The 25,152-nt window shown below is 69.5% G+C and carries 24 protein-coding genes and 3 pseudogenes; 10 read left to right on the top strand and 17 right to left on the bottom strand.

The annotated features are described in order from the left end of the window. Nucleotides 1-26 precede the first annotated feature (26 nt). The 3 genes from ACZ3IC_RS23310 to ACZ3IC_RS23300 form a co-directional block, all read right to left on the bottom strand. Entirely contained in the window at nt 27-530 is a 504-nt protein-coding gene (locus tag ACZ3IC_RS23310; RefSeq protein WP_467418750.1) for a GNAT family N-acetyltransferase, read from the bottom strand. A gap of 36 nt (nt 531-566) precedes the next feature. Further along, complete coding sequence (locus ACZ3IC_RS23305) at nt 567-1,136, bottom strand: sigma-70 RNA polymerase sigma factor region 4 domain-containing protein (RefSeq protein ID WP_467418748.1); 570 nt, start codon at nt 1,134-1,136, stop codon at nt 567-569. 94 nt (nt 1,137-1,230) lie between these two features. After that, on the bottom strand, nt 1,231-2,421 hold the full coding sequence (locus ACZ3IC_RS23300) for a glycerophosphodiester phosphodiesterase (RefSeq protein ID WP_467418746.1): 1,191 nt from the start codon (nt 2,419-2,421) through the stop codon (nt 1,231-1,233). A 234-nt stretch (nt 2,422-2,655) separates the two neighbouring features. On the opposite strand from ACZ3IC_RS23300, the gene ACZ3IC_RS23295 reads away from it, so the two are divergent. After that, nucleotides 2,656-3,327 carry a lysophospholipid acyltransferase family protein gene (locus tag ACZ3IC_RS23295; RefSeq protein ID WP_467418744.1) on the top strand — a complete coding sequence of 224 codons (672 nt, stop codon included), beginning with the start codon at nt 2,656-2,658 and terminating at the stop codon, nt 3,325-3,327. Nucleotides 3,328-3,431: 104 nt separating this feature from the next. On the opposite strand, the gene ACZ3IC_RS23290 is transcribed toward ACZ3IC_RS23295, so the two are convergent. Together ACZ3IC_RS23290 and ACZ3IC_RS23285 are read right to left on the bottom strand one after the other, a co-directional pair. After that, nucleotides 3,432-4,976: an MFS transporter gene (locus ACZ3IC_RS23290; protein ID WP_467418742.1), complete on the bottom strand. Its 1,545-nt coding sequence runs from the start codon at nt 4,974-4,976 to the stop codon at nt 3,432-3,434. Then, nucleotides 4,973-5,524 carry a TetR/AcrR family transcriptional regulator gene (locus ACZ3IC_RS23285; protein WP_467418740.1) on the bottom strand — a complete coding sequence of 184 codons (552 nt, stop codon included), beginning with the start codon at nt 5,522-5,524 and terminating at the stop codon, nt 4,973-4,975. The genes ACZ3IC_RS23290 and ACZ3IC_RS23285 overlap by 4 nt, the downstream gene beginning before the upstream one ends. Before the next feature lie 84 nt (nt 5,525-5,608). Between ACZ3IC_RS23285 and ACZ3IC_RS23280 the strand changes: the two genes are divergently transcribed. Continuing rightward, nucleotides 5,609-6,133: a hypothetical protein gene (locus tag ACZ3IC_RS23280; protein ID WP_467418738.1), complete on the top strand. Its 525-nt coding sequence runs from the start codon at nt 5,609-5,611 to the stop codon at nt 6,131-6,133. A 206-nt stretch (nt 6,134-6,339) separates the two neighbouring features. Here ACZ3IC_RS23280 and ACZ3IC_RS23275 read toward each other — a convergent pair whose 3' ends face one another. From ACZ3IC_RS23275 to ACZ3IC_RS23265, 3 genes are all read right to left on the bottom strand, one after another. Continuing rightward, complete coding sequence (locus tag ACZ3IC_RS23275) at nt 6,340-7,311, bottom strand: aldo/keto reductase (protein ID WP_467418737.1); 972 nt, start codon at nt 7,309-7,311, stop codon at nt 6,340-6,342. A gap of 111 nt (nt 7,312-7,422) precedes the next feature. Next, on the bottom strand, nt 7,423-8,850 hold the full coding sequence (gene argH / locus ACZ3IC_RS23270; protein WP_467418735.1) for an argininosuccinate lyase: 1,428 nt from the start codon (nt 8,848-8,850) through the stop codon (nt 7,423-7,425). Nucleotides 8,851-8,938: 88 nt separating this feature from the next. Next, complete coding sequence (locus ACZ3IC_RS23265) at nt 8,939-10,132, bottom strand: argininosuccinate synthase (RefSeq protein ID WP_467418733.1); 1,194 nt, start codon at nt 10,130-10,132, stop codon at nt 8,939-8,941. A 258-nt stretch (nt 10,133-10,390) separates the two neighbouring features. Here ACZ3IC_RS23265 and ACZ3IC_RS23260 point away from each other — a divergent pair, with 258 nt between their 5' ends. Then, the gene (locus ACZ3IC_RS23260) at nt 10,391-10,990 is read left to right on the top strand and encodes a pyridoxamine 5'-phosphate oxidase family protein (RefSeq protein ID WP_467418731.1); all 600 of its coding nucleotides are present in this window, start codon (nt 10,391-10,393) and stop codon (nt 10,988-10,990) included. 56 nt (nt 10,991-11,046) lie between these two features. Then, nucleotides 11,047-11,328, top strand: a pseudogene (locus ACZ3IC_RS23255) (hypothetical protein); the annotation flags it as partial. Nucleotides 11,329-11,402: 74 nt separating this feature from the next. Here the strand turns inward: ACZ3IC_RS23255 and ACZ3IC_RS23250 are convergent. The 6 genes from ACZ3IC_RS23250 to ACZ3IC_RS23225 form a co-directional block, all read right to left on the bottom strand. Then, nucleotides 11,403-11,939, bottom strand: coding sequence for an arginine repressor (locus tag ACZ3IC_RS23250; protein WP_467418729.1), 537 nt, complete (start codon nt 11,937-11,939; stop codon nt 11,403-11,405). A gap of 10 nt (nt 11,940-11,949) precedes the next feature. Beyond that, nucleotides 11,950-13,146 carry an acetylornithine transaminase gene (locus ACZ3IC_RS23245; protein WP_467418728.1) on the bottom strand — a complete coding sequence of 399 codons (1,197 nt, stop codon included), beginning with the start codon at nt 13,144-13,146 and terminating at the stop codon, nt 11,950-11,952. Then, a complete protein-coding gene (gene argB, locus ACZ3IC_RS23240; RefSeq protein ID WP_467418726.1) occupies nt 13,143-14,045 on the bottom strand; it encodes an acetylglutamate kinase in 903 nt (300 codons plus the stop codon). The genes ACZ3IC_RS23245 and argB overlap by 4 nt, the downstream gene beginning before the upstream one ends. Beyond that, a complete protein-coding gene (gene argJ / locus ACZ3IC_RS23235; protein ID WP_467418724.1) occupies nt 14,042-15,196 on the bottom strand; it encodes a bifunctional glutamate N-acetyltransferase/amino-acid acetyltransferase ArgJ in 1,155 nt (384 codons plus the stop codon). The genes argB and argJ overlap by 4 nt, the downstream gene beginning before the upstream one ends. Continuing rightward, nucleotides 15,193-16,221, bottom strand: coding sequence for an N-acetyl-gamma-glutamyl-phosphate reductase (argC, locus tag ACZ3IC_RS23230; RefSeq protein WP_467418723.1), 1,029 nt, complete (start codon nt 16,219-16,221; stop codon nt 15,193-15,195). Before argC ends, argJ begins: the two co-directional genes overlap by 4 nt. A gap of 93 nt (nt 16,222-16,314) precedes the next feature. After that, nucleotides 16,315-18,180 carry a glycoside hydrolase family 15 protein gene (locus ACZ3IC_RS23225; protein WP_467418722.1) on the bottom strand — a complete coding sequence of 622 codons (1,866 nt, stop codon included), beginning with the start codon at nt 18,178-18,180 and terminating at the stop codon, nt 16,315-16,317. Between the two features lie 161 nt (nt 18,181-18,341). Between ACZ3IC_RS23225 and ACZ3IC_RS23220 the strand changes: the two genes are divergently transcribed. The 3 genes from ACZ3IC_RS23220 to ACZ3IC_RS23210 all read left to right on the top strand — a co-directional run bounded on the left by ACZ3IC_RS23220 (nt 18,342) and on the right by ACZ3IC_RS23210 (nt 20,297). Continuing rightward, nucleotides 18,342-18,839 carry a peptidylprolyl isomerase gene (locus ACZ3IC_RS23220; RefSeq protein ID WP_467418720.1) on the top strand — a complete coding sequence of 166 codons (498 nt, stop codon included), beginning with the start codon at nt 18,342-18,344 and terminating at the stop codon, nt 18,837-18,839. A gap of 130 nt (nt 18,840-18,969) precedes the next feature. Next, nucleotides 18,970-19,470, top strand: a complete 501-nt coding sequence (locus tag ACZ3IC_RS23215; RefSeq protein ID WP_467418719.1) for a hypothetical protein — start codon at nt 18,970-18,972, stop codon at nt 19,468-19,470. A gap of 83 nt (nt 19,471-19,553) precedes the next feature. Beyond that, a complete protein-coding gene (locus ACZ3IC_RS23210) occupies nt 19,554-20,297 on the top strand; it encodes a Clp protease N-terminal domain-containing protein (protein ID WP_467418717.1) in 744 nt (247 codons plus the stop codon). Between the two features lie 77 nt (nt 20,298-20,374). Here the strand turns inward: ACZ3IC_RS23210 and ACZ3IC_RS23205 are convergent. Then, nucleotides 20,375-20,502, bottom strand: a pseudogene (locus tag ACZ3IC_RS23205) (EstA family serine hydrolase); the annotation flags it as partial. A gap of 1 nt (nt 20,503) precedes the next feature. Between ACZ3IC_RS23205 and ACZ3IC_RS23200 the strand changes: the two are divergent. Next, a pseudogene (locus tag ACZ3IC_RS23200) lies at nt 20,504-20,665 on the top strand (EamA family transporter); the annotation flags it as partial. Between the two features lie 85 nt (nt 20,666-20,750). Next, entirely contained in the window at nt 20,751-20,963 is a 213-nt protein-coding gene (locus ACZ3IC_RS23195) for a DUF1918 domain-containing protein (RefSeq protein ID WP_467418793.1), read from the top strand. A 107-nt stretch (nt 20,964-21,070) separates the two neighbouring features. Here the strand turns inward: ACZ3IC_RS23195 and ACZ3IC_RS23190 are convergent, their stop codons facing one another. Further along, nucleotides 21,071-22,363 carry a glycoside hydrolase family 10-like protein gene (locus ACZ3IC_RS23190; RefSeq protein WP_467418715.1) on the bottom strand — a complete coding sequence of 431 codons (1,293 nt, stop codon included), beginning with the start codon at nt 22,361-22,363 and terminating at the stop codon, nt 21,071-21,073. A 189-nt stretch (nt 22,364-22,552) separates the two neighbouring features. Between ACZ3IC_RS23190 and ACZ3IC_RS23185 the strand changes: the two genes are divergently transcribed. Further along, entirely contained in the window at nt 22,553-23,413 is an 861-nt protein-coding gene (locus ACZ3IC_RS23185) for a 3-hydroxybutyryl-CoA dehydrogenase (protein WP_467418714.1), read from the top strand. Nucleotides 23,414-23,470: 57 nt separating this feature from the next. Here ACZ3IC_RS23185 and ACZ3IC_RS23180 read toward each other — a convergent pair whose 3' ends face one another. After that, nucleotides 23,471-24,820, bottom strand: coding sequence for a transcriptional regulator (locus ACZ3IC_RS23180; RefSeq protein WP_467418712.1), 1,350 nt, complete (start codon nt 24,818-24,820; stop codon nt 23,471-23,473). Nucleotides 24,821-25,152 lie beyond the last annotated feature (332 nt).

The raw sequence follows: 25,152 nt of genomic DNA, 5'->3' as shown, positions 1-25,152 counted from the left end.
GCCGGGCGAAGAACGCGTAACCGGTCCTACGCGCTGGCGACGTAGGCGGGTTCACTCGCTTCCTTCTCCAGCAGGATCATCCGGACGCCGTCCTGACCGGTCTCGTTGCCCACGGGGGCGTAACCCGCCCGCCGGTAGAGCCGCAGATTGCCCTCGCTGCGATGCCCGGTGTGCAGCCGGAAGCGGGTGGCCGACCGTTCGTCGACGAGTCCCGACTCCGCGGCCCGCAGCAGCCGGGCGCCGAGACCATGGCCCTGGAGCCGCGGGTGGACGCAGAGCCTGCCGATCTGCCCGGTGCCGTCCCGATCGGTGGATCCGCGGACCGAACCGACGACTTCGTCCCCCAGCCGCGCCACGAACACCAGACTCGTGGCGATCTCGGCGCGCACCGAGTCGAGGGTCTGGACGAGCGGGTCGATCCGATAGTTGCCGTACAGCTCCGCCTCGCTCTGGAAACAGAGGTACTGAAGTTTCAAGATCTGTTCGGCGTCCTGTGCCGTCGCCGCCGAGATGATCACGCTCATGCCCATGTGCGCATGCCTCCGCCCACCTGATCCACCGGTTGTCTAACGCTCCTTTCCCCGCAGTTCAGGAGCTACAACCTCCGCCGCGAGCATTCTGCGCAGACATCCAAGGCATCGGGAACGGATCGGGCCCAAACTCCCCTGTGACATACCCAACTTGCCTGCGATTTCCCGGTAGGTGGGATCACCGGGCTCGAGCATCGCCCCCAGCAGCCGGGCGCACCGGCCGGGCAGCCGCTTCACCGCCGCGTGCAGCGCCCGGCGTTCGTCGGCGCCGACGGCGATCCGCTCGGGGCAGCCGGTTGGGTCCGCGGAGAACTCGTCACGGTAGGGGCGTTCGTGCCGGGCGGTACGGCGGGCACGGCGGGCCTCCGCCCGTACGGCGTTCCGCACCCAACGCGCCGTGTCCACCGGCGGCCCACCCCGCGCGAGCCGCTCCAGTAACCGCAGCCAGACGGCCTGTTCGAGGTCGGCGGGTTCGATCGCCGCGCCCGTCGCCGAGGCGGCCGCCTCGGCCGTGGCCTCGGCGTTTACCAGCGGATACAGGGCATGGACGACAACGGTCGCGGGGGTGGCGGCGGTCCCTGCGGGGGCACGATCGAGAGGCCTCATGCTCCGGCCGACGCACCTGTGCCGACGGCCGGTTGCCGTACCCGGCGGGCACCACCCGACCGGGGCACGCCCCGGCCGGGTGCTGACGCCGGTGTCACTTCGCGGCGAAGTCCGCCGCGGCAAGAAGGGCGGTGTCCGGGTTGTCGGAGAAGATCCCGTCGATACCCGTCGCAAAGTATGCCTGGAACGCGCCGAATACGTCACCGTACGCGGTGGCGTCCGTGCCGCGTCGGAAGTCGGCGGGCAGGAAGGTGTTCTCGTTGCGCATGGTGTAGGGGTGCAGGACCAGGCCCTGGGCGTGCGCGTCCTTCACCAGCGTGGTCGGTGCGGTGAGCCGTCCCGAGGCATCCTTGGGAATGATCAGGTCCAGAGTGGGTCCGATGCCCTGCGCGAAGGACGCCATCCACTTCAGTCCCTCGGGCTTCACGAGATCGGCGACGGTGCGCGGATCACCGGACGTCACGAAGTCCCAGGGGCGCTCACCCGCCCCGGAGAGCAGCACGACACGAGGCGTGGCGACGAGCCGGGCCAGCCGCTCGATGCTGCCGGGCTCGAACGACTGGAGGATGAGCGGCGACTGCTTGCGGTGGCGGTTGAAGCGGCGCAGCAGCTTGGCGAGGGGCTCTTCGAGCCCGAGACCGAGGCCGCGGAAGTAGGTGGGGTGCTTCGTCTCGACATACAGCCAGACCGGCTTTCCGCGCCTGTGTCCCTCGCGGTCGGCCCAGCGCAGCACCTCCTCGAAGGTGGGAATCTCCCAGCGGCCGTCGTAGAGCGTGTTCTTCTGACGTGTGCCGGGGATGCGCTCCTTGGCCCGCAGCGTCTTCAGTTCGGCGAGAGTGAAGTCCTCGGTGAACCAGCCGGTGAGGGAGACCCCGTCGACCTTCTTCGTGGTCTTGCGACTCGCGAACTCGGGGTGGGCGGAGACATCGGTGGTGGCCGTGATGTCGTTCTCGTGACGGCAGACGAGATGGCCGTCCTTGGTCGGCACCAGGTCCTGCTCGATGATGTGTGCGCCCATGTCGAGGGCCAGTTGGTAGGAGCCGAGGGTGTGCTCGGGCCGGTAGCCGCTGGCGCCGCGGTGCCCGATGACGGTGGGCACCGGCAGGTCGAGGCGGAAGCCGTGTCCGCCGCCGTGGCCGCCCGTCCGTTCGGAGACGTTGTCGGCGGCGTTGTCGGCGGCGGCGGCCGGGCCGCCGCTCAGTCCGAGGGCGGCCGTGCCCAGTACGGCGACCCCCGCCCCCAGCAGGGTTCTGCGACCGGGTCCTGCCTGCGCGCGCTCTGTCATGAATGCTCCTCGCGTGTGATGTCTCGCACCTGTCGGGCGGGGCCCGAGCGTAGGCAGTCGTACCGTCGAAGGAGCAGTCCTTGGACGAACATGGCGGAAACACACGTCAACACCGCGTATCAAATCTGTGAACCCGATGTGCGATCTGCGAGTACCCGCGAGTATCGTCCTCACCTGCATGGACCGTCACGATCCCGCGCCTCGGCCGGCCCGGCCGTTACACCGGAGGAACCGTTGTCCCGACACGCACTCATCAAGGCAGTGCTCGGACCGATCTTGCGTCTGATGTTCCGCCCCCAGGTGGAAGGTGTGGAGAACATTCCCGGGGACGGTCCGGTGATCCTCGCGGGCAACCATCTGACGTTCATCGACTCGATGATCATGCCGATCTGCTGCGACCGGCAGGTTTCCTACATCGGCAAGGACGAGTACGTGACGGGCAAGGGGCTCAAGGGCCGGGCGATGGCCTGGTTCTTCACGGGCTGCGGCATGATCCCGGTGGACCGGGACGGCGGACGCGGCGGTGTCGCGGCGCTGATGACGGGCCGTCGGGTGCTGGAGGAGGGCAAGGCGTTCGCGATCTACCCGGAGGGCACCCGCTCCCCCGACGGCCGCCTCTATCGGGGCCGTACGGGCATCGCCCGGCTGACGCTGATGACGGGTGCGCCGGTGGTGCCGTTCGCGATGATCGGTACGGACAAGCTGCAGCCCGGTGGTGCCGGTCTGCCCCGTCCCGGCAAGGTGACGGTCCGTTTCGGCGAGCCGATGGAGTTCTCCCGCTACGAGGGCATGGACCGCGACCGCTATGTGCTGCGGGCGGTGACCGATTCCGTGATGGCCGAGGTGATGCGGCTGTCCGGCCAGGAGTACGTCGACATGTATGCGACGAAGGCCAAGGCCGCGTGAGCTGACGCACGGCGCAGGACATACGGCATGGCCCGTACCCCGGTCGGCGGTACGGGCCATGCCGTATGTCATCACGACTCGTACGGCCCAAGGCGCGGCAGGACCTACTGGTGCGCGATGCCGTCCTCCAGCTTCTGACCGCGCAACAGGAACCAGGCGGCGACGGCCGTCGCCAGCAGAACCGCCGCGCCGACACCCGCGGCGAGCCGCAGCCCGTCGACGAACGACTCCTGCGCCGCGGAGACCAGCGCGTTCGCCTGCTGCGTCGGCAGGCCGTGGGCCGCTTCGACGGCGCCGCCCAGTGATTCATGGGCCGCGGCGGCGTTGGCGGACGGGACGCCCTTCGGGATGGCGAAGCCCTGGTATACGCCGGTGACGACGGAGCCGAGCAGGGCGATGCCGAGGGCCGCGCCGAGTTCGTACGCCGTCTCGGAAACCGCACCCGCGGAGCCCGCCTGCTCCTTCGGAACGCTGGAGAGGATCACATCGGAGGTGACGGTGAAGGCGAAGCCCGCACCGACACCGACGACCAGCAGCACCGCGCCGATCAGCGGATAGGGGGTCTCCTTGTGGATCAGGGTGACCGCGGCGAGCGCCAGGCCGATCGCCCCGAGACCGCCGGACACCACCGACCGTACGGAGTAGCGACGGGCTGCCAGGCCCGCGAGGAGACCCGCGGTGACCGCACCGACGGCTGCGGGCAGTTCGGCGAGCCCGGCCTCCAGCGGCCCGCGTCCCTGTACCAGTTGCAGGAACTGGGAGAGGAAGAAGACCAGCCCGGACAGGCCGAGGATGGTCAGCAGATCGGCGAGAACCGCACCCGAGAAGCCCCGGTGGTGGAAGAGCCGCATGTCCAGCAGGGGTGCGGGGAGCGTGAGTTGTCTGCGTACGAACCAGCAGAGCGCGGCCAGGCCGGCGAGACCCACGAGAGCGACTTCCCAGCTCGTACCGTGCGCGGCCAGCTCCTTGACGGCGTATACGACGCCGATCACACCGATGAAGGAGAGCGCCACGCTGACCAGGTCCCAGGGGCCCGGTGCCGGATTCTTCGACTCGGGGATCATCTTGGCGCCGACGACCACCAGGACAGCCATGACCGGCAGATTGATCAGGAAGACCGAGCCCCACCAGAAGTGCTCCAGGAGGAACCCGCCGACGACGGGGCCGACGGCCGCACCCGCGGAGGCCATGGCTCCCCAGATACCGATGGCGAGGCTGCGCTCGCGCGGATCGTGGAAGAGGTTGCGGATCAGGGCGAGCGTGGACGGCATCAGGGTGGCGCCCGCGACACCGAGCAGCGCCCGCGCCAGGATCATCATCTCGGGGGTGCTCGCGTAGGCGTTGAGCACGGAGACCGCGCCGAAGGCGACGGCACCGGTCAGCAGCAGCTTCTTGCGGCCGATGCGGTCGCCGAGGCTGCCCATGGAGACCAGGAGCCCGGCGATGACGAAGGAGTAGACGTCGCCGATCCAGAGCAGTTGGGTGCCGGACGGCTTCAGGTCCTCGGTGAGGAAGGGGGTGGCGAGGCCGAGGACGGTGGCGTCCACGGCCACGAGCAGCACGGCGAGGACGAGAACGGCCAGGGCGATCCACCGCCCGGGACGGCGCAGCTCATGGGAGGTTTCCGCACGCTGTTCGAGAATGCTCATCGCTCGACGCTCCGGCGTGCACCGCCGAGCAGCAACTCGACGACCATGTAGGGGAAGTCCTGCCCGGCGACCCGGCCTGCCTGGACGGCCCAGGCGCCGCTGGAGACGAGCCCGTAGAGGGCCTCGGTCAGCCAGGCGGGGGTGAGGTCGATCCTGAATTCGCCGCGCTCCTGGCCGCGCCGGAAGAAGGCGGAGACTCGGGCGTCGAGCCGGTTCCAGCCCTCGTTCACCTCGTCGCCCTCGAAGAGCTGGTTCTCGGTGACGAGGAAGGAGAGGAGTCCGGCGCTCGGCTCGACGGCCGCGACGAATCGGCGCAGCGCCTCCTCGGAGGTGCCCTCGTCGAGCGCGGCGGCGTCCATAGCCGCTTCGTACTCCTGGATTCCCAGGTCCTCCAACGCTTTGACCAGGGCATCCCGTCCGGCGAAGTGCCGGTGCAGGGTGGCGCGTCCGATGCCTGCGGCTTTGGCGACCTCGTCCATGGTGGCGGTCGATTTACGGGTCAGCAGAGCGGCAGCGCTGCGGAGCACCTGCTCACGGTCGAGAGTCATGAGACGAACATAACCCATATGAGACATGAATGTCTCATTGAAATGGCGTCGCCTTCCGTAGAAGGGAGGGAGGACCATGTCGACATGAAGCCGTTGCTGCTGATCGACATCGACGGTCCGCTCAATCCGTACGCGGCGATGGTGCGCCGCCGGGTCCCGGACGGCTATGCGATGCATCTGATGCGGCCGACGGGGTGGGACTACGGGCCGCCGCTGCCCGTCCTGCTCAACCCGGACCACGGGCAGGCGCTGCTGGCCCTCGCCGGCCGTTATGAACTGGTCTGGGCGACGACCTGGAAGGGCCAGGCCAACAAATGGATCGGGCCGCGTCTCGGGCTGCCCCCGCTGCCGTACGTCGACTGGCCGTCGATGCACGGCAGCGCGCCGGACGGTACGTACTGGAAGACGCAGTACATCGTGGAGTACGCGGCCGGTCGGCCGTTCGCCTGGATCGACGACGAGATCGCCGAGCAGGACCGGGAATGGGTCCTGGAGCAGGGGGCGGCCGAGACGCTGCTCCTGTGGATCGACCCGCGGATCGGACTGCTGCCGACCGATTTCGAGGCCCTTGCCGAGTGGGCGGACGGACGCCGGGACGGCGGACGCTGAGCCCGCCGTACGGCCGCCCGCCCGGGTCGGTGGCCGCCGTCCGCCCGCGTCGGTCCTTGAGGACGGTCAGATCGAGTTCGGGGGGCGCCGGGTCGTTGATCACGGACACCGAGCGTGAGCCTCGGGCGCCCGTGTGTCGAGGTGCTGCTCACGGCGGGATCGGCGTGAGCGCAGCACCTGCGCCGCCCCGGGGCCCGACGGGCCGATCAACTCCACGGCAGCGCGGCGCGGTGCCGCCAGTACGCCTCCGGCTCCTCCACGAACTGGTCGAGCCGGGCGCGCCGCTCCTCGTCGAGGTCGACGACGGCCGCGTGCAGGTTTCCTGCGAGCTGGGTGACGGTCGCCGCGCCGGAGAGCACCACACCGGCCCACGGCTGGTGCAGTACGAGCGCCAGGGCGACCGCGTCACTGCCCAGACCGACCTCGGTGGCGATCTCCTGGACCACGGCCGGGGCATCCGTTCCCGCGAGCCGGCCGTTGGCCATGGCTTCCTTGACGATCACGGTGAGTCCGGCGTCGTGGGCCTCGGCGAGCGCGGCTCCGGCCGAGGTCTCCAGGGCGTTGTAGGTGGCCTGGACCGTACGGAAGAGCGGCTCGCCGTCGACCGTGACGGTGAGGGCGGCCCGGATGGCGTCGGCCTGGCCGGGTCCGGTGGTGGAGAGGCCGACGCTGACCCCTTCCGCGGCGAGTGCGGCGAGCCGTGCGTGCAGCTCCTTGTCGGTGAGGGCCGGGCTGTCGGCGGTGACCGAGTGGATCTGGTAGAGGTCGAGCCGGTCGCCGAGCAGCGCGTCGGTCTCGGCGCGCTGGCGCAGATACGTGGCGAGGCTGTGGTCCTTGACCTCGTGCGCCTCGGCTTCGACGTTCCAGTCGGCGGTGTAGGTGTAGCCCCACTTGCTGCCGATGACGACATCGCGCACGTCCGGGCGCGACGCCAGCCAGTCGGCCAGGAACTCCTCCGAACGGCCATAGGAGCGGGCCGCGTCGAAGTACCGGACGCCCTGCGCGTAGGCGGCTTCGAGCAGCTCGTGGGTGCGCTCGCGCAGCGCCTCGACGCTGCGGTCCCCGGGCAGATCGCGGTCGCGGTGGAGGTTGATGTAGCCGGGCCTGCCGACCGCTGCCAGGCCGAGCCCGATGTGGGCGGTCGGAGTCGTCGCTGTGGCCAGCCGGGCGAAAGGCATCGTGGGCTCCTCGTCGAGTGCGCTCCCCGTCAACGTAACCCAGCTCCGGGAAACCGGAAGGCGGGGAGCGTACGGCTGCTCCCCGCCTCGAAGTCGTCGCCTTCGGCGCCGTCAGTTCTTCGCGGTGGCCCACGCCTGCTGGACGGCGAGGTCGGCCTTCACCTCGGCGAGCTGGACGGCTACGGCCGACGGTGCCGTACCGCCGCGTCCGCTGCGGGACGCGAGCGCACCGGCCACGTCGAGGACGGTGCGGACCTCGGCGGTGAGGTGCTCGGAGATCTTCGCGAACTGCTCGTCGGTGAGCTCGTCGAGCTCGATGTCGTGCTTCTCGCACTCCTTGACGCACGCGCCCGCGACCTCGTGCGCGACGCGGAAGGGCACTCCCTGCTTGACCAGCCACTCGGCGATGTCGGTGGCGAGCGAGAAGCCGGCCGGGGCCAGCTCCTCCATGCGCTCACGGTTGACGGTGAGCGTGGCCATCATGCCGGTGAAGGCGGGCAGCAGGACTTCGAGCTGGTCACAGGAGTCGAAGACCGGCTCCTTGTCCTCCTGGAGGTCACGGTTGTACGCCAGCGGAAGCGCCTTCAACGTGGCCATCAGGCCCGTCAGGTTCCCGATCAGCCGGCCGGACTTGCCGCGGGCGAGCTCGGCGATGTCCGGGTTCTTCTTCTGCGGCATGATCGAGGAGCCGGTGGAGAAGGCGTCGTGCAGGGTGACGAAGGAGAACTCCTTCGTGTTCCAGATGATGACCTCCTCCGCGATCCGGGAGAGGTTCACGCCGATCATCGCCGTGATGAACGCGAACTCGGCCGCGAAGTCGCGTGAGGCCGTGCCGTCGATGGAGTTGGCGGCGGAGCCGTGCTCGAAGCCGAGGTCGGCGGCGACCGCCTCCGGGTCGAGCCCGAGGGACGACCCGGCCAGTGCGCCCGAGCCGTACGGGGAGACGGCGGTGCGCTCGTCCCACTGGCGCAGCCGCTCGGCGTCCCGGGAGAGGGACTGCACATGGGCAAGGACATGGTGGGCGAAGAGCACCGGCTGGGCGTGCTGAAGGTGCGTACGACCGGGCATCGCGACGTCCGGGTGTGCCTCGGCAAGGCCGACCAGGGCACCCTGGAGCTCGGCGATCAGACCGCCGATGACGCGGGCGTGGTCGCGCAGGTACATCCGGAAGAGCGTGGCGATCTGGTCGTTGCGGGACCGGCCGGCGCGCAGCTTGCCGCCGAGGTCCGGGCCGAGGCGTTCCAGCAGGCCGCGCTCCAGCGCAGTGTGCACGTCCTCGTCGGCGACGGTGCCGGTGAACGTACCGTCGGCGACATCGGCCTCGAGCTGGTCGAGACCGGCGATCATGCGGTTCAGCTCGTCCTCGCTGAGCAGGCCGGCCTTGTTCAGTACGCGCGCGTGCGCGCGGGAGCCGGCGATGTCGTACGGCGCGAGCCGCCAGTCGAAGTGGACGGAGGCGGACAGCTTGGCCAGCGCCTCGGCCGGACCGTCTGCGAAGCGGGCGCCCCAGAGGCGTACGTCGCTGTTGCCGTTGCTCACTGCGTGCTCCTCGGAAGAACAAGGGGGTGGATGTGCGACCGCCTCCCCGCGCGGAGGGTCGGGGAGGCGGTGACGTGACTGCTGGAGGTCAGGACAGGTCACGCTTCGCGGCGATCTTCGACGAGAGGCCGAAGATCTCGATGAAGCCCTGCGCCTTGGACTGGTCGAACGTGTCGCCCGAGTCGTAGGTGGCGAGATTGAAGTCGTAGAGGGACTGCTCGGACTTCCGGCCGGTGACTACTGCGCGGCCCGCGTGCATGGTCATCCGGATGTCACCGGTGACGTGCTGGTTGGCCTCGTTGATGAAGCCGTCCAGAGCGCGCTTGAGCGGCGAGAACCACAGGCCGTCGTAGACCAGCTCGCCCCAGCGCTGCTCGACCTGCCGCTTGTAACGGGCCAGCTCGCGCTCGACGGTGACGTTCTCCAGCTCCTGGTGGGCGGTGATCAGTGCGATCGCGCCCGGGGCCTCGTACACCTCGCGGGACTTGATGCCGACGAGACGGTCCTCGACCATGTCGATCCGGCCGATGCCCTGGGCGCCGGCCCGCTGATTGAGCTGCTGGATCGCCTGGAGGACGGTGACGGGCTTGCCGTCGATGGCTACGGGCACGCCCTCCTTGAAGGAGATGACGACCTCGTCGGCCTCGCGCGGGGTGGCGGGGTTCTCGGTGTACTCGTAGATGTCCTCGATCGGCGCGTTCCAGATGTCCTCCAGGAAGCCCGTCTCGACGGCACGCCCGAAGACGTTCTGGTCGATGGAGTACGGGGACTTCTTGGTGGTCGCGATCGGGAGGTTCTTCTCCTCGCAGAAGGCGATCGCCTTGTCCCGGGTCATCGCGTAGTCACGGACCGGGGCGATGCACTTCAGGTCGGGGCCGAGCGCGGAGATGCCGGCCTCGAAGCGGACCTGGTCGTTGCCCTTGCCGGTGCAGCCGTGGGCGACGATGCCGGCGTTGTGCTTGTTGGCGGCGGCGACGAGGTGCTTGACGATGGTCGGCCGGGACAGGGCCGACACCAGCGGGTAGCGGTCCATGTAGAGGGCGTTGGCCTTGATCGCCGGGAGGCAGTACTCCTCGGCGAACTCGTCCTTGGCGTCCGCGACCTCGGCTTCGACGGCACCGCAGGCGAGAGCGCGCTTACGAATGACGTCCAGGTCCTCGCCGCCCTGGCCGACATCCACGGCGACGGCGATGACCTCGGCGCCCGTCTCCTCGGCGATCCAGCCGATGGCGACGGAGGTGTCCAGGCCGCCCGAGTAGGCGAGTACGACGCGCTCGGTCACGGGTTTCTCCTTACGGTGCAATCACTGATGGGTATAACTATGCAGTCCTCCGTATGATTTGTCAAAGGTGTAGGCGAGCGGTGCCGCAGGGGCGGTGCATGGGCGGCGAGGTCGCGAGGCCGCGGGCGAGTGCGGCGATGCCCGACCCGCAGGCGGGCCGAGAGGCGCGGGCGTGATCGCGGTGGCCCGGCCGGACCGGTGCGGACGGGCGCGGACCCCTCTCACCGCTCCCCGGAGCCGAAGACGACAATGACCGTCATGGGCAAAACGTATGAACGCATCGACGGACGGATCAGGACCTTCATCGAAGAGCAGCACATGTTCTTCACGGCGACCGCGCCCCTGGACGGCTACGGCACGGTCAATCTCTCCCCGAAGGGGGTCACCGGCTCCTTCGCCGTCATAGACGAACTGACCGTGGCCTACCTGGACTTCGCGGGCAGCAACGCCGAGACCGTCGCCCACCTCCGCGAGAACGGCCGTATCACGCTGATGTGGTGCGCCTTCCAGGGGCCGCCGAACATCGTGCGGGTGCACGGTCGCGGCGAGCCGGTCTTCCGTGACGATCCGCGGTTCGTACCCCTGCTGGCCCACTTCCCGGACGTGGACCCCGGCCTCCACGGGCTGCGCGCCGTCATCGTGGTGAGGGCCGAACTGATCCGGGACACCTGCGGCTACGCGGTGCCGTTCATGTCGTACGACGCGGACCGGCCACTGCACGCCCAGCGTTTCGCACGCGAGGACGACGCTTCGCTCGGTGTCTATTTCGAGAAGAAGGAGCACGTGGCGACGAGCATCGACGGGCTGCCGGGCCTGCCGCTTCCGCTGCCGGCCATGCCGCGCATGGACAGTGATTGAGCCGTACGGAGCAGAACCGGGGGTGAGGGCCGGGCGGAGCGTCTGACGTCCGGGACATGCGCAGATCTCCGGTACTCGGTTCGGTACTGCTCGCGCTGGCGGGCTCGGTCGCGGCCCGGCCTGCCGCGGCGCCGACTTCCCCGGGACGGCTGGCCGACACCGGAGGCGGTACCCGACTGATCACGGCCGAGGCCCCGACCGCAGGCTCCACCACGGGCACCGTCACCTGGTGGAATCTGCGCCGGGGCGTCCGGGTGAATGGCGGGTCCGCGCCCGCCGGGTTCGGGGCGAATGGCCTGGCGGAGGGGGCGTCGCGCAAACAGGGCACCAGCACCACGCACATCGCGATCGGGACCCGTTCGGGCCCGACCGCGATCACGCGCTACTGACGGACGCGGGGTGCCCCGGCCGTTCAGCGCTCGTTCTGGGCCAGTCGCAGCAGGTGCTCGGCGAGCGCCCGGCCGCCCGCCGGGTCGCGGCTGATCAGCATCAGTGTGTCGTCACCCGCGATGGTGCCCAGGATGTCGTGCAGTTCGGCCTGGTCGATGGCCGAGGCGAGAAACTGGGCCGCGCCCGGAGGCGTACGCAGCACCACGAGGTTGGCCGAGGCCTCCGCCGAGATGAGCAGCTCGGCCGAGAGGCGCCGCATCCGCTCCTCCTTCGCGGACCCGCCCAACGGTGCCTGCGGAGTGCGGAATCCGCCCTCGCTGGGCACCGCGTAGATCAGCTCGCCGCCGGTGTTACGGATCTTCACCGCGCCCAGCTCGTCGAGGTCGCGGGAGAGCGTCGCCTGGGTGACGCTCAGCCCGTCGTCGGCGAGGAGTTTGGCCAGCTGGCTCTGCGAGCGCACCGGCTGCCGGTTCAGGATGTCCACGATCCGGCGGTGGCGTGCGGTGCGGGTCTGCGGCACGGACGGCCCGCCGTGCTCGGTCTCCTGCGCCTCGGTCATCGTCGTCGCCTCATTCTCCGGATCGTCCGTCCCCATTTACCGCGTCGAGAGCGCCGGGCAGCGCCTGGAGGAACGCGTCCACCTCCGTGTCGCCGATGATCAGCGGCGGCATGAGCCGCAGGACATCGGGGGCGGGTGCGTTCACCAGGATTCCGGCTCCCTGAGCCGCCTGTTGCACCTGAGGTGCGAGGGGCTCGGTGAGCACGATACCCAGCAGCAGTCCGGAGCCGCGGACATGGGAGACCAGAGGGTGCCCCAGCCCCTCCACGCCGTCCCGGATCTTCTCGCCGAGCCGCTTCACCCGGTCCAGGGCGCCATCGGCCGCCAGGGTGTCCAGGACGGCGAGACCGGCGGCGCAGGCGATCGGGTTGCCGCCGAACGTCGTGCCGTGCTGGCCCGGCTTCAGCAGATCGGCCGTCGGGCCGAACGCGACGGCCGCACCGATCGGCAGTCCGCCGCCGAGGCCCTTGGCGAGGGTGACGATGTCGGGCTCGACGCCCTGGTGGGCCTGGTGCTCGAACCAGTGGCCGCAGCGGCCGATACCGGTCTGCACCTCGTCGAGGACGAGCAGGGTGCCGGTGGCCCGGGTGATCTCCCGGGCGGCCTCCAGATAGCCCTTGGGCGGCACGACCACACCGTTCTCGCCCTGGATGGGCTCGATGATCACCAGCGCGGTGTCGGTGGTCACGGCGGCCCGCAGCGCCTGGGCATCCCCGTACGGGACATGTGTGACATCGCCGGGCAGCGGTTCGAAGGGCTCGCGCTTCTTGGGCTGGCCGGTCAGCGCGAGTGCGCCCATGGTCCGGCCGTGAAAGCCGCCGTCGGTGGCGACCATGTGGGTCCGTCCGGTCAGCCGGCCGATCTTGAAGGCCGCCTCATTGGCCTCAGCGCCCGAGTTGGCGAAGCAGACCCGGCCGTCGCGACCGAAGAGCTGCAGCAGCCGTTCGGCGAGGGCGACGGGCGGCGGTGCGATGAAGAGGTTGGAGACATGGCCGAGCGAGGCGATCTGGGTGGAGACGGCCTCGACGACGGCGGGGTGGGCGTGGCCCAGGGCGTTCACCGCGATACCGCCGACGAAGTCGAGGTACTCGGTGCCGTCGGCGTCCCACACATGGGCGCCTTCGCCGCGGACGAGGGACAGCTGGGGGGTGCCGTAGTTGTCCATCAGCGCGTGGCTCCAGCGCTGCGAGAGCTCCCGGTTGCTCATGACTCCCCCTGTGCGTCGGGCACGACCATCGTGCCGATTCCTTCGTCGGTGAAGATCTCCAGCAGGATCGAGTGCTGGACCCGGCCGTCGATGACACGGGCGGTCTCGACGCCGTTGCGTACGGCGTGCAGGCAGCCCTGCATCTTCGGGACCATGCCGCTGGACAGCTCGGGAAGCAGCTTCTCCAGCTCGGTGGCGGTGAGGCGGCTGATCACGTCGTCGCTGCTCGGCCAGTCCTCGTAGAGGCCCTCGACGTCGGTGAGGACCATCAGCGTCTCGGCGTTCAGCGCGGCGGCGAGGGCGGCGGCCGCGGTGTCGGCGTTGACGTTGTAGACGTGGTTGTCGTCGGCGGAGCGTGCGATGGAGGAGATGACCGGGATCCGGCCGTCGTCCAGCAGCGCCTGGATCGCCCCGGTGTCGATGGCGGTGATCTCGCCGACCCGGCCGATGTCGACGAGTTCGCCGTCGATGGTCGGCCGGTGCTGGGTGGCGGTGATGGTGTGGGCGTCCTCGCCGGTCATGCCGACGGCGAGCGGGCCGTGCTGGTTGAGCAGGCCGACGAGCTCGCGCTGGACCTGTCCGGCCAGCACCATCCGTACGACGTCCATCGCCTCGGGCGTGGTGACGCGCAGACCGGCCTTGAACTCGCTGACCAGGCCCTGCTTGTCGAGCTGGGCGCTGATCTGCGGGCCGCCGCCGTGCACGACGACGGGCTTGAGGCCGGCCTGCCGCAGGAAGACGACGTCCTGGGCGAAGGCCGCCTTGAGCTCCTCGTCGATCATGGCGTTGCCGCCGAACTTGATGACGACGGTCTTGCCGTTGTGCCGGGTCAGCCAGGGCAGCGCCTCGATGAGAATCTGTGCCTTCGGAAGTGCGGTGTGCTTCCGCGCCGTGGTCATGAGCTGTACGCGCTGTTCTCGTGGACGTAGTCCGCGGTGAGGTCGTTGGCCCAGATGACGGCGGACTCGGTGCCGGTGGCCAGGTCGGCGGTGATCTTCACTTCCCGGTAGCGCATGTCGACCAGGTCGCGGTCCTCACCGACACTGCCGTTCTTGCAGACCCATACGCCGTTGATGGCGACATTCAGCTGGTCCGGTTCGAAGGCGGCCTTTGTCGTGCCGATCGCGGAGAGGACCCGGCCCCAGTTGGGGTCCTCGCCGTGGATGGCGCACTTGAGGAGGTTGTTACGGGCGATGGACCGGCCCACCTCGACGGCGTCGTCCTCGGTCGCGGCGTTGATGACCTCGATCCGGATGTCCTTGGAGGCGCCCTCGGCGTCACCGATGAGCTGCCGGGCGAGGTCGGCGCAGACGGTCCGTACGGCCTCGGCGAACTCGTCCTGTTCCGGGGTGATGCCACTCGCACCGGAGGCCAGCAGCAAAACGGTGTCGTTGGTCGACATACAGCCGTCGGAGTCGATCCGGTCGAAGGTGGTGCGGGTGGCGGCGCGCAGCGCAATGTCCAGTGCCGGGGCGTCCACATCGGCGTCGGTGGTGAGGACGACCAGCATGGTGGCGAGGCCCGGGGCGAGCATGCCGGCGCCCTTGGCCATCCCGCCGACGGTCCACCCCTCGCCGCCCGCGACGGCGGTCTTGTGGACCGTGTCGGTGGTCTTGATCGCGATCGCGGCCTTCTCGCCGCCGTGCTCGCTGAGGGCGGCGGCGGCCTGCTCGATGCCGGGCAGCAGCTTGTCCATCGGAAGCAGGGTGCCGATCAGCCCGGTCGATGCGACCGCGATCTCGCCGGCGCTGTGACCGGTGAGCACCTCGGCGGCCTTCTCGGCGGTGGCGTGGGTGTCCTGGAAGCCCTGCGGGCCCGTACAGGCGTTGGCGCCACCGGAGTTGAGCACGACGGCGCTGACCGCGCCGCCCTTGAGCACCTGCTCCGACCAGAGGACGGGGGCGGCCTTGACGCGGTTGGAGGTGAAGACGCCCGCGGCGGCGTGACGCGGACCGTTGTTGACCACGAGGGCCAGGTCCGGGTTACCGCTCTCCTTGATTCCCGCGGCGATGCCCGCCGCGGAGAATCCCTGTGCTGCCGTGACACTCACGGTGCGACTCCGATCGTGGAAAGACCTGTGTCCTCGGGAATTCCGAGGGCGATGTTCATGCTCTGGAGGGCGCCGCCGGCGGTGCCCTTGGCGAGGTTGTCAATTGCGCTGATGACGATGATCCGGCCCGCAGCCTCGTCGTACGCGACCTGGATCTGTACGGCATTGGAGCCGTGGACCGAAGCGGTGGCGGGCCACTGCCCCTCGGGGAGCAGATCGACGAACGGCTCGTCGGCGAACGCCTTCTCGTACGCGTCACGGACGGACTCGGCGCTCACACCCGCCTTCGCCTTCGCGCTGCACGTGGCAAGGATGCCGCGGGGCATCGGTGCCAGGGTCGGCGTGAAGGAGACCGTGACCGGTTCACCGGCCGCGGCGCTGAGGTTCTGGATCATCTCGGGGGTGTGCCGGTGGACCCCGCCGACGCCGTACGGCGACATGTTGCCCATCACCTCGGAGCCGAGCAGATGCGGCTTGGCCGCCTTGCCCGCCCCGGAGGTACCGGACGCGGCGACGATCACGGCCTCGGGCTCGGCCAGGTGGGCCGCGTACGCCGGGAAGAGCGCGAGAGAGACGGCGGTCGGGTAACAGCCGGGCACTGCGATGCGCTTGGACGCCGCCAACGCCGGTCGCCCGCCCGGAAGTTCGGGCAGACCGTAGGGCCAGGTCCCGGCGTGCGGCGAACCGTAGAACTTCTCCCAGTCCGCTGCGTCCCGGAGCCGGAAGTCGGCTCCCATGTCGACCACGAGCACTTCGTCACCGAGCTGCTCGGCGACGGCGGCGGACTGCCCGTGCGGAAGGGCGAGGAAGACGACATCATGCCCGGCGAGGACCTCGGGCGTCGTCGGCTGCAGCACCCGGTCGGCAAGCGGCCGCAGATGCGGCTGCAGCGCACCGAGCTTCTGCCCCGCGTTGGAGTTGGCGGTGAGGGCCCCGATCTCGACCTCGGGGTGGACCAGCAGGAGACGGAGCAGCTCCCCACCGGCATAGCCACTCGCCCCTGCCACTGCTGCACGTACCACCATCGAAATCCTCCTCGTCGATGGCATGACTATACGCAGTAATGCACTTTTATGCAAAGGCATCCACGCCATGGCGCCGGGCCCTGAACTCACGCCCTAGCCGAGCGCGCGATCGAGACCGAAGGCCGCGCTGATCAGCGCCAGGTGGGTGAAGGCCTGAGGGAAATTCCCGGCCTGCTCCCCGGTGTGGCCGATCTCCTCCGCATACAGACCGAGGTGATTGGCGTACGTGAGCATCTTCTCGAACGCGAGTCGGGCCTCGTCCAGGCGGCCGGCGCGGGCCAGCGCCTCGACGTACCAGAACGAGCAGATCGAGAACGTGCCCTCATCGCCCCGCAGCCCGTCCGGGCTGCCCTGCGGGTCGTAGCGGTAGACCAGCGAGTCGGACACCAGGTCCTCGCCCAGCGCGTCCAGCGTGGCGAGCCACTTCGGGTCGGTCGGGGAGACGAACTTCGCCAGCGGCATCATCAGCAGGGACGCATCGAGGACGTGGCCGTCCTCGTACTGGACGAAGGCGTGCCGCTCGTCGGACCAGCCATGGCGCATGATCCGGCGGTAGATCGCATCCCGGGCCCGCCCCCACCGCACGATGTCGACGGGCAGGCCGCGATGCTGGGCCAGCCGCATGGCGCGCTCGACGGCCACCCAGCACATCAATCGCGAGTAGAGGAAGTTCTTGCGCCCGCTGCGCGTCTCCCAGATCCCCTCGTCGGGCTGGTCCCAGTGGTCGCACAACCAGTCGACCACCTCGCTGATGCTGTCCCAGTGCGCACTGGAGATGGGCTGCCCCCACTTGTCGTAGAGGTAGAGGGCGTCGATGAGCGCCCCGTAGATGTCCAGCTGCAACTGGTCGACGGCATCATTGCCGACGCGTACTGGGGCCGAGCCCCGGTACCCCTCGAGATGAGTCAGCTCGCGCTCGGGCAGCTCACGGCGCCCGTCGATGCCGTACATGATCTGCAGCGGACCGGTCGCCTCGGTCACTTCGAGTGGGACATGCTCGGAAAGAAAACCCATGAAGGCCTCGGCCTCCTCGGTGAAGCCGAGCCGCAGCAGCGCATAGACACAGAACGCTGCGTCACGGATCCATACGTAGCGGTAGTCCCAGTTGCGCTCACCCCCAATGCGTTCGGGCAGGCTGGTGGTCGGCGCGGCGATGATGGCGCCGGTCGGGGCGTACGTGAGCAGCTTCAGGGTGAGGGCTGAGCGGTGCACCATCTCCCGCCAGCGACCGCGGTACCGCGACCGGGACAACCAGCGCCGCCAGTACCCCACGGTGGCATTGAACTGCTGCTCCGCCTCGGACAGCGCGCAGAAGCGAGGTGCCACGTCGCCGCCGACCCGGTCGAGGGCGAAGACCGCGGACTCGCCCTCGTGCACCTTGAACAGCGCCCATACGTCCTGGCCGGCGACCTCGAGCGGCATACTCGACGTCAGCGCGAGAGTGAGTGAGGGCGATTCGAAGACCGCCTGGCCATGCTGTGCGTGCACGGTGTGCGGCTGCGCCCCGTACTCGAAACGGGGGGCCACACGGGCGCGGAACGGCAGCGATCCGCGGACGCACACCACGCGGCGAATCAGACGGTGCCGGTCGGCCTCGCGCGAATCGTCGAGTACCGGCATGAAATCCTGGACCTCGCCGACCCCGTCCTCCGCGAAGAAGCGGGTGATCAGCACATTGGTGTCGGGGAAGTAGAACTGCTTGGTACGCGTCGGCGCATCCGCCGCCAGCTCGAAGTACCCACCACGGTCGGCGTCGAGGATCGAGGCGAAGACACTGGGTGCGTCGAAGCGCGGGCAGCAGTACCAGTCGATGGTGCCGTTGGTGTCCACCAGCGCCGCGCTGCGCAGATCGCCGATCAGGCCGTGCTCGGAAACCGGCAGATAGCGGGGCGCGCCGACACCCGGGGATGCGTCGAATGCACCGAACGTCCCGGTGCTCGCATTGGCCTCAACAGTCACGTCGGACCTCCCTGAGCCTGCGCACCCCTTCTTCAGGCTAACCAGTCGTCGATGTGCAGGACAGCGGGAGTGGGCGCCGCGGTGACCACTCCTGCCACGGCGCCGGGTTCGGCACCATGCCCGCCCGTCGGCGCGGAGCGCATCGATGTCAGGATGGTTCCATGACGAGCAAGGTTTACTTCGACATAACCATCAATGACGAGCCCGCTGGGCGGATCACGTTCAAACTGTTCGACGACGTCGTTCCCAAGACCGCGGAGAACTTCCGCGCGCTGGCGACCGGCGAGAAGGGCTTCGGCTACAAGGGATCGTCCTTCCACCGGATCATCCCCGACTTCATGCTGCAGGGCGGCGACTTCACCCAGGGCAACGGCACGGGTGGCAAGAGCATCTACGGCGCGAAGTTCGCGGACGAGAACTTCAAGCTCGCACACACCAAGCCCGGCCTGCTGTCCATGGCCAACAGCGGCCCCAACTCCAACGGCTCGCAGTTCTTCATCACGACCATCGTGACGTCGTGGCTGGACGGCAAGCACGTGGTGTTCGGCGAGGTCGACAACCAGGAGAGCATGGACCTGGTCAAGAAGATCGAGGCCCTCGGCTCGCAGAGCGGCCGCCCCTCAGCGAAGATCACGATCGCGGACAGCGGCGTCCTCTGACCCGCAACCGCTGAACGAGCGCGCCCCCGACGGTCTCCGTCGGGGGCGCGCTGCGTCGTTCCCGGCGGAGAGGGACGGCCACGGCCGACCGGCCGAGCGGCGGCGCGATTCCGCTCGGTACGGTGCTCGGATGGGGAACGTCTTTCACGGCGGGGGCCGCAGTCTGTCCATGTCCAACGGGAGCACGGACGTCTTCGTCGATGTGCTCATGCTGGCCGTGTCCGACCTCGCCGAGAGCGTCTGGGAGCACCGCTTCGCCACTCTGCTGACCTTGCAGGACCAGAACGTCATCGGGCGCGGGGTGGTCGGGTTCGGTCTGGAGGACGTCGACTGGGGCCGCTCCCCGCACGAGCAGGCCGCGGCGAAGGACTTCGTCCTGCGGGTGCTCGATCTCGCGCTGCGCAGGCACCGGTGGGACGAACTGGACTACGAGCCACCCTTCGCCGAAGGCTTCCTGCGGCAGTACCGGGAGATGGTCGAGGCGTTCGATCCGGCCGACGTGGAGCGGCCGAGCGGCGGCTTCCCCTTTCCCGGCCCGGAGGAAGCCGCCATGGCCTCGTGCGTGCGGCACCACGTCCTGTGCGCGCCGGCCCATTGGGAGGCGTGCGTGTTCTGTACGGCGCTCTGGTGATCCCGCACCGGTGGCACGGGTTTCGCGGCCTCCACTGTCAACTGATGGTTGACAGTGGAGGCGTGTCAACCTACAGTTGACACATGGTGAAACCTGTACGCCCAACCAATCCCGTACGCCTCGACGACCTGATCGAGGCCATCAAGAAGGTCCACACCGACGCCCTCGACCAGCTCTCCGACGCGGTCATCGCCGCGGACCACCTCGGCGATGTGGCCGACCATCTGATCGGGCACTTCGTGGACCAGGCCCGGCGCTCGGGCGCTTCCTGGACGGAGATCGGGAAGAGCATGGGGGTGACCAGGCAGGCGGCCCAGAAACGGTTCGTCTCCAAGGACCCCGGCGAGCCCTCGGACCTGGACCCCAGCCAAGGGTTCGGCCGCTTCACCGAGCGGGCCAGGAACGTCGTGATGACCGCGCAGAACGAGGCCCGCGCGGCGGGTAACAACGAGGTGCGCACCGAGCACCTGGTGCTGGGACTGCTCGCCGAGCCGGAGGCCCTGGGCCCCGCGTTCATCAAGTCCCAGGGCGTGGCACTGGAGGCCGTCCGTCAGGCCGCGACCGAGGCTCTGCCGGCCGCGGTCGACGAACTGCCGGACCTCATCCCGTTCGACGCCGGGGCCCGCAAGGCACTGGAGCTGACGTTCCGGGAGGCCCTGCGGATGGGCCACAACTACGTCGGCACGGAACACATCCTGCTCGCCCTGCTGGAGCAGGAGGACGGCGCGGGTGTGCTCACGGACCTCGGCATCGACAAGGCGACCGCCGAGACGGGCATCACCGAGGCCCTCACGCTCATCGCCACCGACTCGGACCAGGAGGCCTGAGGGAAGCGGCCCGTCCGGGGTATGCGCGGCGGGGGCCGACGCCGGTCATCCGGTGCCGGCCTTCGCGTGCCGACCGGTCACAGTGTCCCGTACACCGCCTCGATCAGGGCCGTCTTGCGCGGATCGTCGGAGATCCGGGGGCCCATCCGGTTCACACGTAGCCCAGGGCGAGATCGGCCTCCGGGTCGGCGAGCCCGCAGGAGCCGCGCGCCGGCCGGCTTCAGCTCGCGCAGCCGTTGCTGACCCCGGGGTGGTCGTTCTTGCTGCTCGGCGAGGAGGTCTCGACGGCGGCGCCGGTGGCGGCCGTCGCGGTGCTCGTCTGCATCGCGGCCACCCAGCGGGCGGGGCACGCGCGGCGTCCGGCGTGAGAAGCCCGCACCTTTCACCGGGCGAAGTCGCTTTTCGGTCATAGACTTGTCGACAAGGACCGCACCCGTGAGGAGGTCACTCCCGATGGAGGCACACGCGGGCGACCGGCTGCTGACGCACGGCAGGACCGTGGGACAGCACGACCGGGTCGCAGAGATCATCGAAGTGCTCGGGGCCGGGGGCACTCCCCCGTACCGCGTCCGCTTCGAGGACGGACACGAACACCTGATTTCGCCCGGTCCCGACAGCGTCGTACAGCACACCCACGTCCGGAAGCAGGCGCCGGAGACCTCGTAGCGGCCTCCGGCGGACGGCACTGCTCTTCGCGCCCCCGGGCCCTGGGCGGGCCGATCAATACCTGACGGCCCGCCCACCCACCCGATGCGTCCACTTCGCTTCTGCTGTCAGCGGGGTGGACGCACCCTGTTGCGATAGTGGTCGGCCACCACCCGGGCCATGGTTCCGATCCGGTCCGTGACCACGTCCTTGCCGGAGAAGTAGACATGGCCGCGCACCTGGTCGTAGTCGGCGGCGAAGTCGAGGTGGCGGGAGAGTTCGGCCGGGTCCTGCCAAGCGGTGGGCTGCGCCGGGTCACCGGCCTTGTAGAGCGCCTCGCCCACGAACAGATCGACGCCCGTGCCCCGTACGACCTTGTCCCACCAGGGCAGCAGCTTGGCGTAGTCGGCGGCCGCGAAGCCGATGTTCCAGTAGATCTGCGGGCAGATGTAGTCGATCCAGCCCTTCCTGACCCAGCCGCGGGTGTCGGCATGCAGATCGTCGTAGGTCTGCACACCCGCCTTCGTGTCGGAGCCGAGCGGGTCGGTCGCGGCGTTGCGCCACACACCGAACGGGCTGATCCCGAACTGGACGTTCTTTTTGATCCCCTTGATCCGCTCGGCCATCTCGCGCACCAGCTTGTCGGTGTTGTCGCGCCGCCAGGCGGCCTTGTCCGGGAAGCCGGCGCCGTATTTCGCGTACGTGGCGTCGTCGTCGAAGACCTGCCCGGCCACCGGGTACGGGTAGAAGTAGTCGTCCCAGTGCACGGCGTCGATGTCGTAGCGGCGGACCGCGTCGAGCATCGCGTCCTGGACGAAGCGGCGGACCTCGGGAATTCCGGGGTTGTAGTAGAGCTTTCCGCCGTACGGCAGAACCCATTCGGGGTGCAGCCGGGCGGGGTGGGTGGCGACCAACCGGGACGGGTCGGTGTGGTTGGCGACCCGGTACGGGTTGAACCAGGCATGCAGCTCCAGACCGCGGCGGTGCGCCTCGCTGACGGCGGTGCCCAGCGGATCCCAGCCGGGGTCCTTGCCCTGGACCCCGGTCAGGTACTGGGCCCACGGTTCGTAGGGCGAAGGCCACAGCGCATCGGCGGTCGGGCGGACCTGGAGGATCACGGCGTTCAGCCGCCGGTCGACGGCCTCGTCGAGGTACGCGATCAGCTCGGCCTGCTGCGCGGCCGCCGTCAGGCCGGGCGCCGAGGGCCAGTCGATGTTGGCGACGGTGGCGACCCACATACCGCGCAGCTCGCGCCGCGCGACGTGGTGACCGCCCTCGCGCGGCGCTGGGACCGCCGCCCCGGTGCCGGCCTGCCGGGACGGGGCCGCGACGGCATCACCGGCCGTGGTGATGGTGCTCACCACGGCCGCGACCACCCCGGCCGCACCCGCCACAAAGCCTCTTCTGGCCATTTGCCGCATTTCTTTGCACCTGCCGTTTCTCTGTCCTCGTCCGTCGCCCCGGTATCCGGGCGTAACGCAGAGCATGCCCGCCCCGGCCCGCGATGACCCGTAGGTCGCGGAGTAACGTCGGGGGGTCGAGGCGGGCACCGGAATCAGACGGGAACCTGCGACACGGAGAACAGCGAAAGGCATGAGGTGACGGACTCTATGGCCGACATTGCACGCGTCGGAGTGGTGGGCTGTGGCCAAATGGGCGCGGGCATCGCGGAAGTGTGCGCCCGCAGCGGTCTCGAGGTCATGGTGGCCGAGACCACCGGCGAGGCGCTGGAGATCGGCCGCACCCGGCTGCACAACTCCCTCTCGAAGGCCGCCGAGCGCGGCAAGATCACTCCTCAGGAGCGCGACGAGACACTGGCTCGACTGAGCTTCACCACCGACCTCGGAGAGTTCGCCGACCGCGATCTCGTCATCGAGGCCGTCGTGGAGAACGAGCAGGTAAAGACCGAGATCTTCCAGGTGCTCGACCAGGTGGTGACCCGGCAGGACGCGATCCTCGCCTCGAACACCTCCTCCATCCCGCTGGTGAAGCTGGCCGTGGCGACCTCTCGCCCGGACCAGGTCATCGGCATCCACTTCTTCAACCCGGCACCGGTGCAGAAGCTCGTCGAGCTGATCCCGGCACTGACGACGTCCGACGCCACGGTGACGCGCGCCGAGGCCCTGGTGGAGGACGTCCTCGGCAAGCACCCGATCCGCGCCCAGGACCGCTCCGGCTTCGTCGTCAACGCGCTGCTGATCCCGTATCTGCTCTCCGCGATCCGGATGTTCGAGTCGGGGATCGCCAGTCGTGAGGACATCGACAACGGCATGGAGCTCGGCTGCGCCCACCCGATGGGCCCGCTCAAGCTCTCCGACCTGATCGGTCTGGACACCGTGGCCTCGGTCGCCGACTCGATGTACGCGGAGTTCAAGGAGCCGCTGTACGCCGCTCCCCCGTTGCTCCAGCGGATGGTGGACGCGGGCCGACTCGGCCGCAAGACGGGCTCGGGTTTCTATCCGTACTCCTGACCGTCTCTCGTGCTCGTACGGGGCCGGCCGGGGCAACCCCGCGGCCGGCCCCGGAGCTCACAGCGGTACGCGCAACGCCCCGTCGATCAGTTCGGCGGCCCGCCCCGCGTCGGCGCAGCCGCTCGCGATCAGCTCCTCGCGCACCGCACGCAGCCGGTCGCGCAGCCGCTGCGACTCCATGCCCCTGGCCCGCTCCGCCATCTCCACGGCCGTGGCCGCCGCCCGGTCCGCCTCGCCCTGGCGCAGCTCGATATGGGTCAGCATGGCCAGCCGGTGCACCCGGCCCCGGTCGTGCGCCGGGGTCCGTACGGCCGTTGCCGCGTGTTCCCTGGCCCCCGGCAGATCACCGAGGCTGAGCAGGGCCTCGGCCACCTGCACATCGACCAGGCCCGGCTGGACGTACCCCGTCTCGTCCGGTTCATGTCCCGGCCGGATGCGTCCGGCCTCCGACTCGGCGCGCCGGATGCACTCCAGGGCATTGCCGACGTCACCGATGCGGGCGTACGCCTTGGCCTGCATCGCGTACAGATCGGCGGCCAGTGCGGGCGTGATGTGCGGGCCGGCGGCCCGTAGCGCCGCCTGCGCGAAGGCCACCGACTGCCGGTAGTCGGCGAGGTACAGCGACTGGTTGACCAGCAGGGCGATCACATAGCCGCCGAGTCCCCGGTCCCCGCTCGCCTTGGCCAGCCGCAGCGCCTGGTGGAAGTAGCGCTGGGCGAGCCCGTGGGCGTCGGAGTCGTAGGCACAGATCCCCGCGATCGCCACCAGCCCGCCCGTCGCCCGGTGCAGTTGGCGCCCCGTCGCATCGCTGTAGCCACCGCGCAGCAGCGGGGCGGTCTCCGCGTTGAGGAAGCCGACGATGCGGGATCGGGTCGCGATTCCACCGGCCCTGCGGTACATCAGTTCGTAGTGGGCACGTGCCGCGCGCAGGGTCACTATGTCGGCCATGCCGACGCGGGTCGTACCGCTGCGGGAGACATCGACGTCCTCGGGCGGGTTCTCCCACTCCCAGACCGGCATAACCGCCGTGGTGCCGGTGACGGCGGCCGAGGCGAGTATGTGCGGGCGCTGCTGCTCGTCGGAGCGCCACAGCGCGGTGGCCCGCTCGACGAACCCGGTGAGCGTGGAAGCGGGCACGACGGTGCCGGCCCCCGGGGTCGCCATGCCGATGTCGTCCAGCGAAAGATGCCTGTTCAGACGCTTCCCGAGCACTTCACAGATCAGGTCGGGCACCTGGCCGCGTGGGCGCTGCCCCTTCAACCAGCGGGCCACCGCGGTGTGTTCGTACCGCAGGCACAGTCCGCGGGAGCGGCCTGCCCGGTTGATGTGCGCGGCGAGGCCCGCCCGGGAGACGCCCGCCTCCTCGATCAGGGACGCCAGCAGGATGTTGGGCTCCGTTGCCCCCATGTGCCCCTCCGGTGGTTCGGCACGGCGAGGCGTGCCGAACCAGTGCAGCACGAGTGCAGCACGAGTGCAGCACGATTCACACGGGGTGTGAACGCAATGCCCGAACCGTCCCACCGCACGCTCTGTTGCGCCGGTGTGCGGATCGATTGAATCAGTCGTCTCGCAAGAGGCGGCCGGGTCGTCTGCTCCCCCTCGTACAGTCGACGACCCGCACCCGCGCCGTCCGTTCCGCCGACCTGTCCGACACCCCGTGGCGGCACGGACGGCGCGGGAAACGCCCGCGAGCGGTTCTGTGCCGCTCGGCGAGCACGGGAGGGGCGTATCCGGTGATC

It is taken from the genome of Streptomyces sp. NPDC002958, assembly GCF_055563255.1.
Note: the sequence above shows the minus strand (reverse complement) of the source record. Positions and strands in the feature narration are given on the sequence as shown.

Bases quoted from the DNA above. Each gene is read 5' to 3' on its own strand.
- ACZ3IC_RS23310 (WP_467418750.1), bottom strand. From the start codon at position 530: ATGGGCATGAGCGTGATCATCTCGGCGGCGACGGCACAGGACGCCGAA.
- ACZ3IC_RS23305 (WP_467418748.1), bottom strand. From the start codon at position 1,136: ATGAGGCCTCTCGATCGTGCCCCCGCAGGGACCGCCGCCACCCCCGCG.
- ACZ3IC_RS23300 (WP_467418746.1), bottom strand. From the start codon at position 2,421: ATGACAGAGCGCGCGCAGGCAGGACCCGGTCGCAGAACCCTGCTGGGG.
- ACZ3IC_RS23290 (WP_467418742.1), bottom strand. From the start codon at position 4,976: ATGAGCATTCTCGAACAGCGTGCGGAAACCTCCCATGAGCTGCGCCGT.
- ACZ3IC_RS23285 (WP_467418740.1), bottom strand. From the start codon at position 5,524: ATGACTCTCGACCGTGAGCAGGTGCTCCGCAGCGCTGCCGCTCTGCTG.
- ACZ3IC_RS23280 (WP_467418738.1), top strand. From the start codon at position 5,609: ATGAAGCCGTTGCTGCTGATCGACATCGACGGTCCGCTCAATCCGTAC.
- ACZ3IC_RS23275 (WP_467418737.1), bottom strand. From the start codon at position 7,311: ATGCCTTTCGCCCGGCTGGCCACAGCGACGACTCCGACCGCCCACATC.
- ACZ3IC_RS23260 (WP_467418731.1), top strand. From the start codon at position 10,391: ATGGGCAAAACGTATGAACGCATCGACGGACGGATCAGGACCTTCATC.
- ACZ3IC_RS23250 (WP_467418729.1), bottom strand. From the start codon at position 11,939: ATGACCGAGGCGCAGGAGACCGAGCACGGCGGGCCGTCCGTGCCGCAG.
- ACZ3IC_RS23245 (WP_467418728.1), bottom strand. From the start codon at position 13,146: ATGAGCAACCGGGAGCTCTCGCAGCGCTGGAGCCACGCGCTGATGGAC.
- argB (WP_467418726.1), bottom strand. From the start codon at position 14,045: ATGACCACGGCGCGGAAGCACACCGCACTTCCGAAGGCACAGATTCTC.
- argC (WP_467418723.1), bottom strand. From the start codon at position 16,221: ATGGTGGTACGTGCAGCAGTGGCAGGGGCGAGTGGCTATGCCGGTGGG.
- ACZ3IC_RS23220 (WP_467418720.1), top strand. From the start codon at position 18,342: ATGACGAGCAAGGTTTACTTCGACATAACCATCAATGACGAGCCCGCT.
- ACZ3IC_RS23215 (WP_467418719.1), top strand. From the start codon at position 18,970: ATGGGGAACGTCTTTCACGGCGGGGGCCGCAGTCTGTCCATGTCCAAC.
- ACZ3IC_RS23210 (WP_467418717.1), top strand. From the start codon at position 19,554: ATGGTGAAACCTGTACGCCCAACCAATCCCGTACGCCTCGACGACCTG.
- ACZ3IC_RS23195 (WP_467418793.1), top strand. From the start codon at position 20,751: ATGGAGGCACACGCGGGCGACCGGCTGCTGACGCACGGCAGGACCGTG.
- ACZ3IC_RS23190 (WP_467418715.1), bottom strand. From the start codon at position 22,363: ATGCGGCAAATGGCCAGAAGAGGCTTTGTGGCGGGTGCGGCCGGGGTG.
- ACZ3IC_RS23185 (WP_467418714.1), top strand. From the start codon at position 22,553: ATGGCCGACATTGCACGCGTCGGAGTGGTGGGCTGTGGCCAAATGGGC.
- ACZ3IC_RS23180 (WP_467418712.1), bottom strand. From the start codon at position 24,820: ATGGGGGCAACGGAGCCCAACATCCTGCTGGCGTCCCTGATCGAGGAG.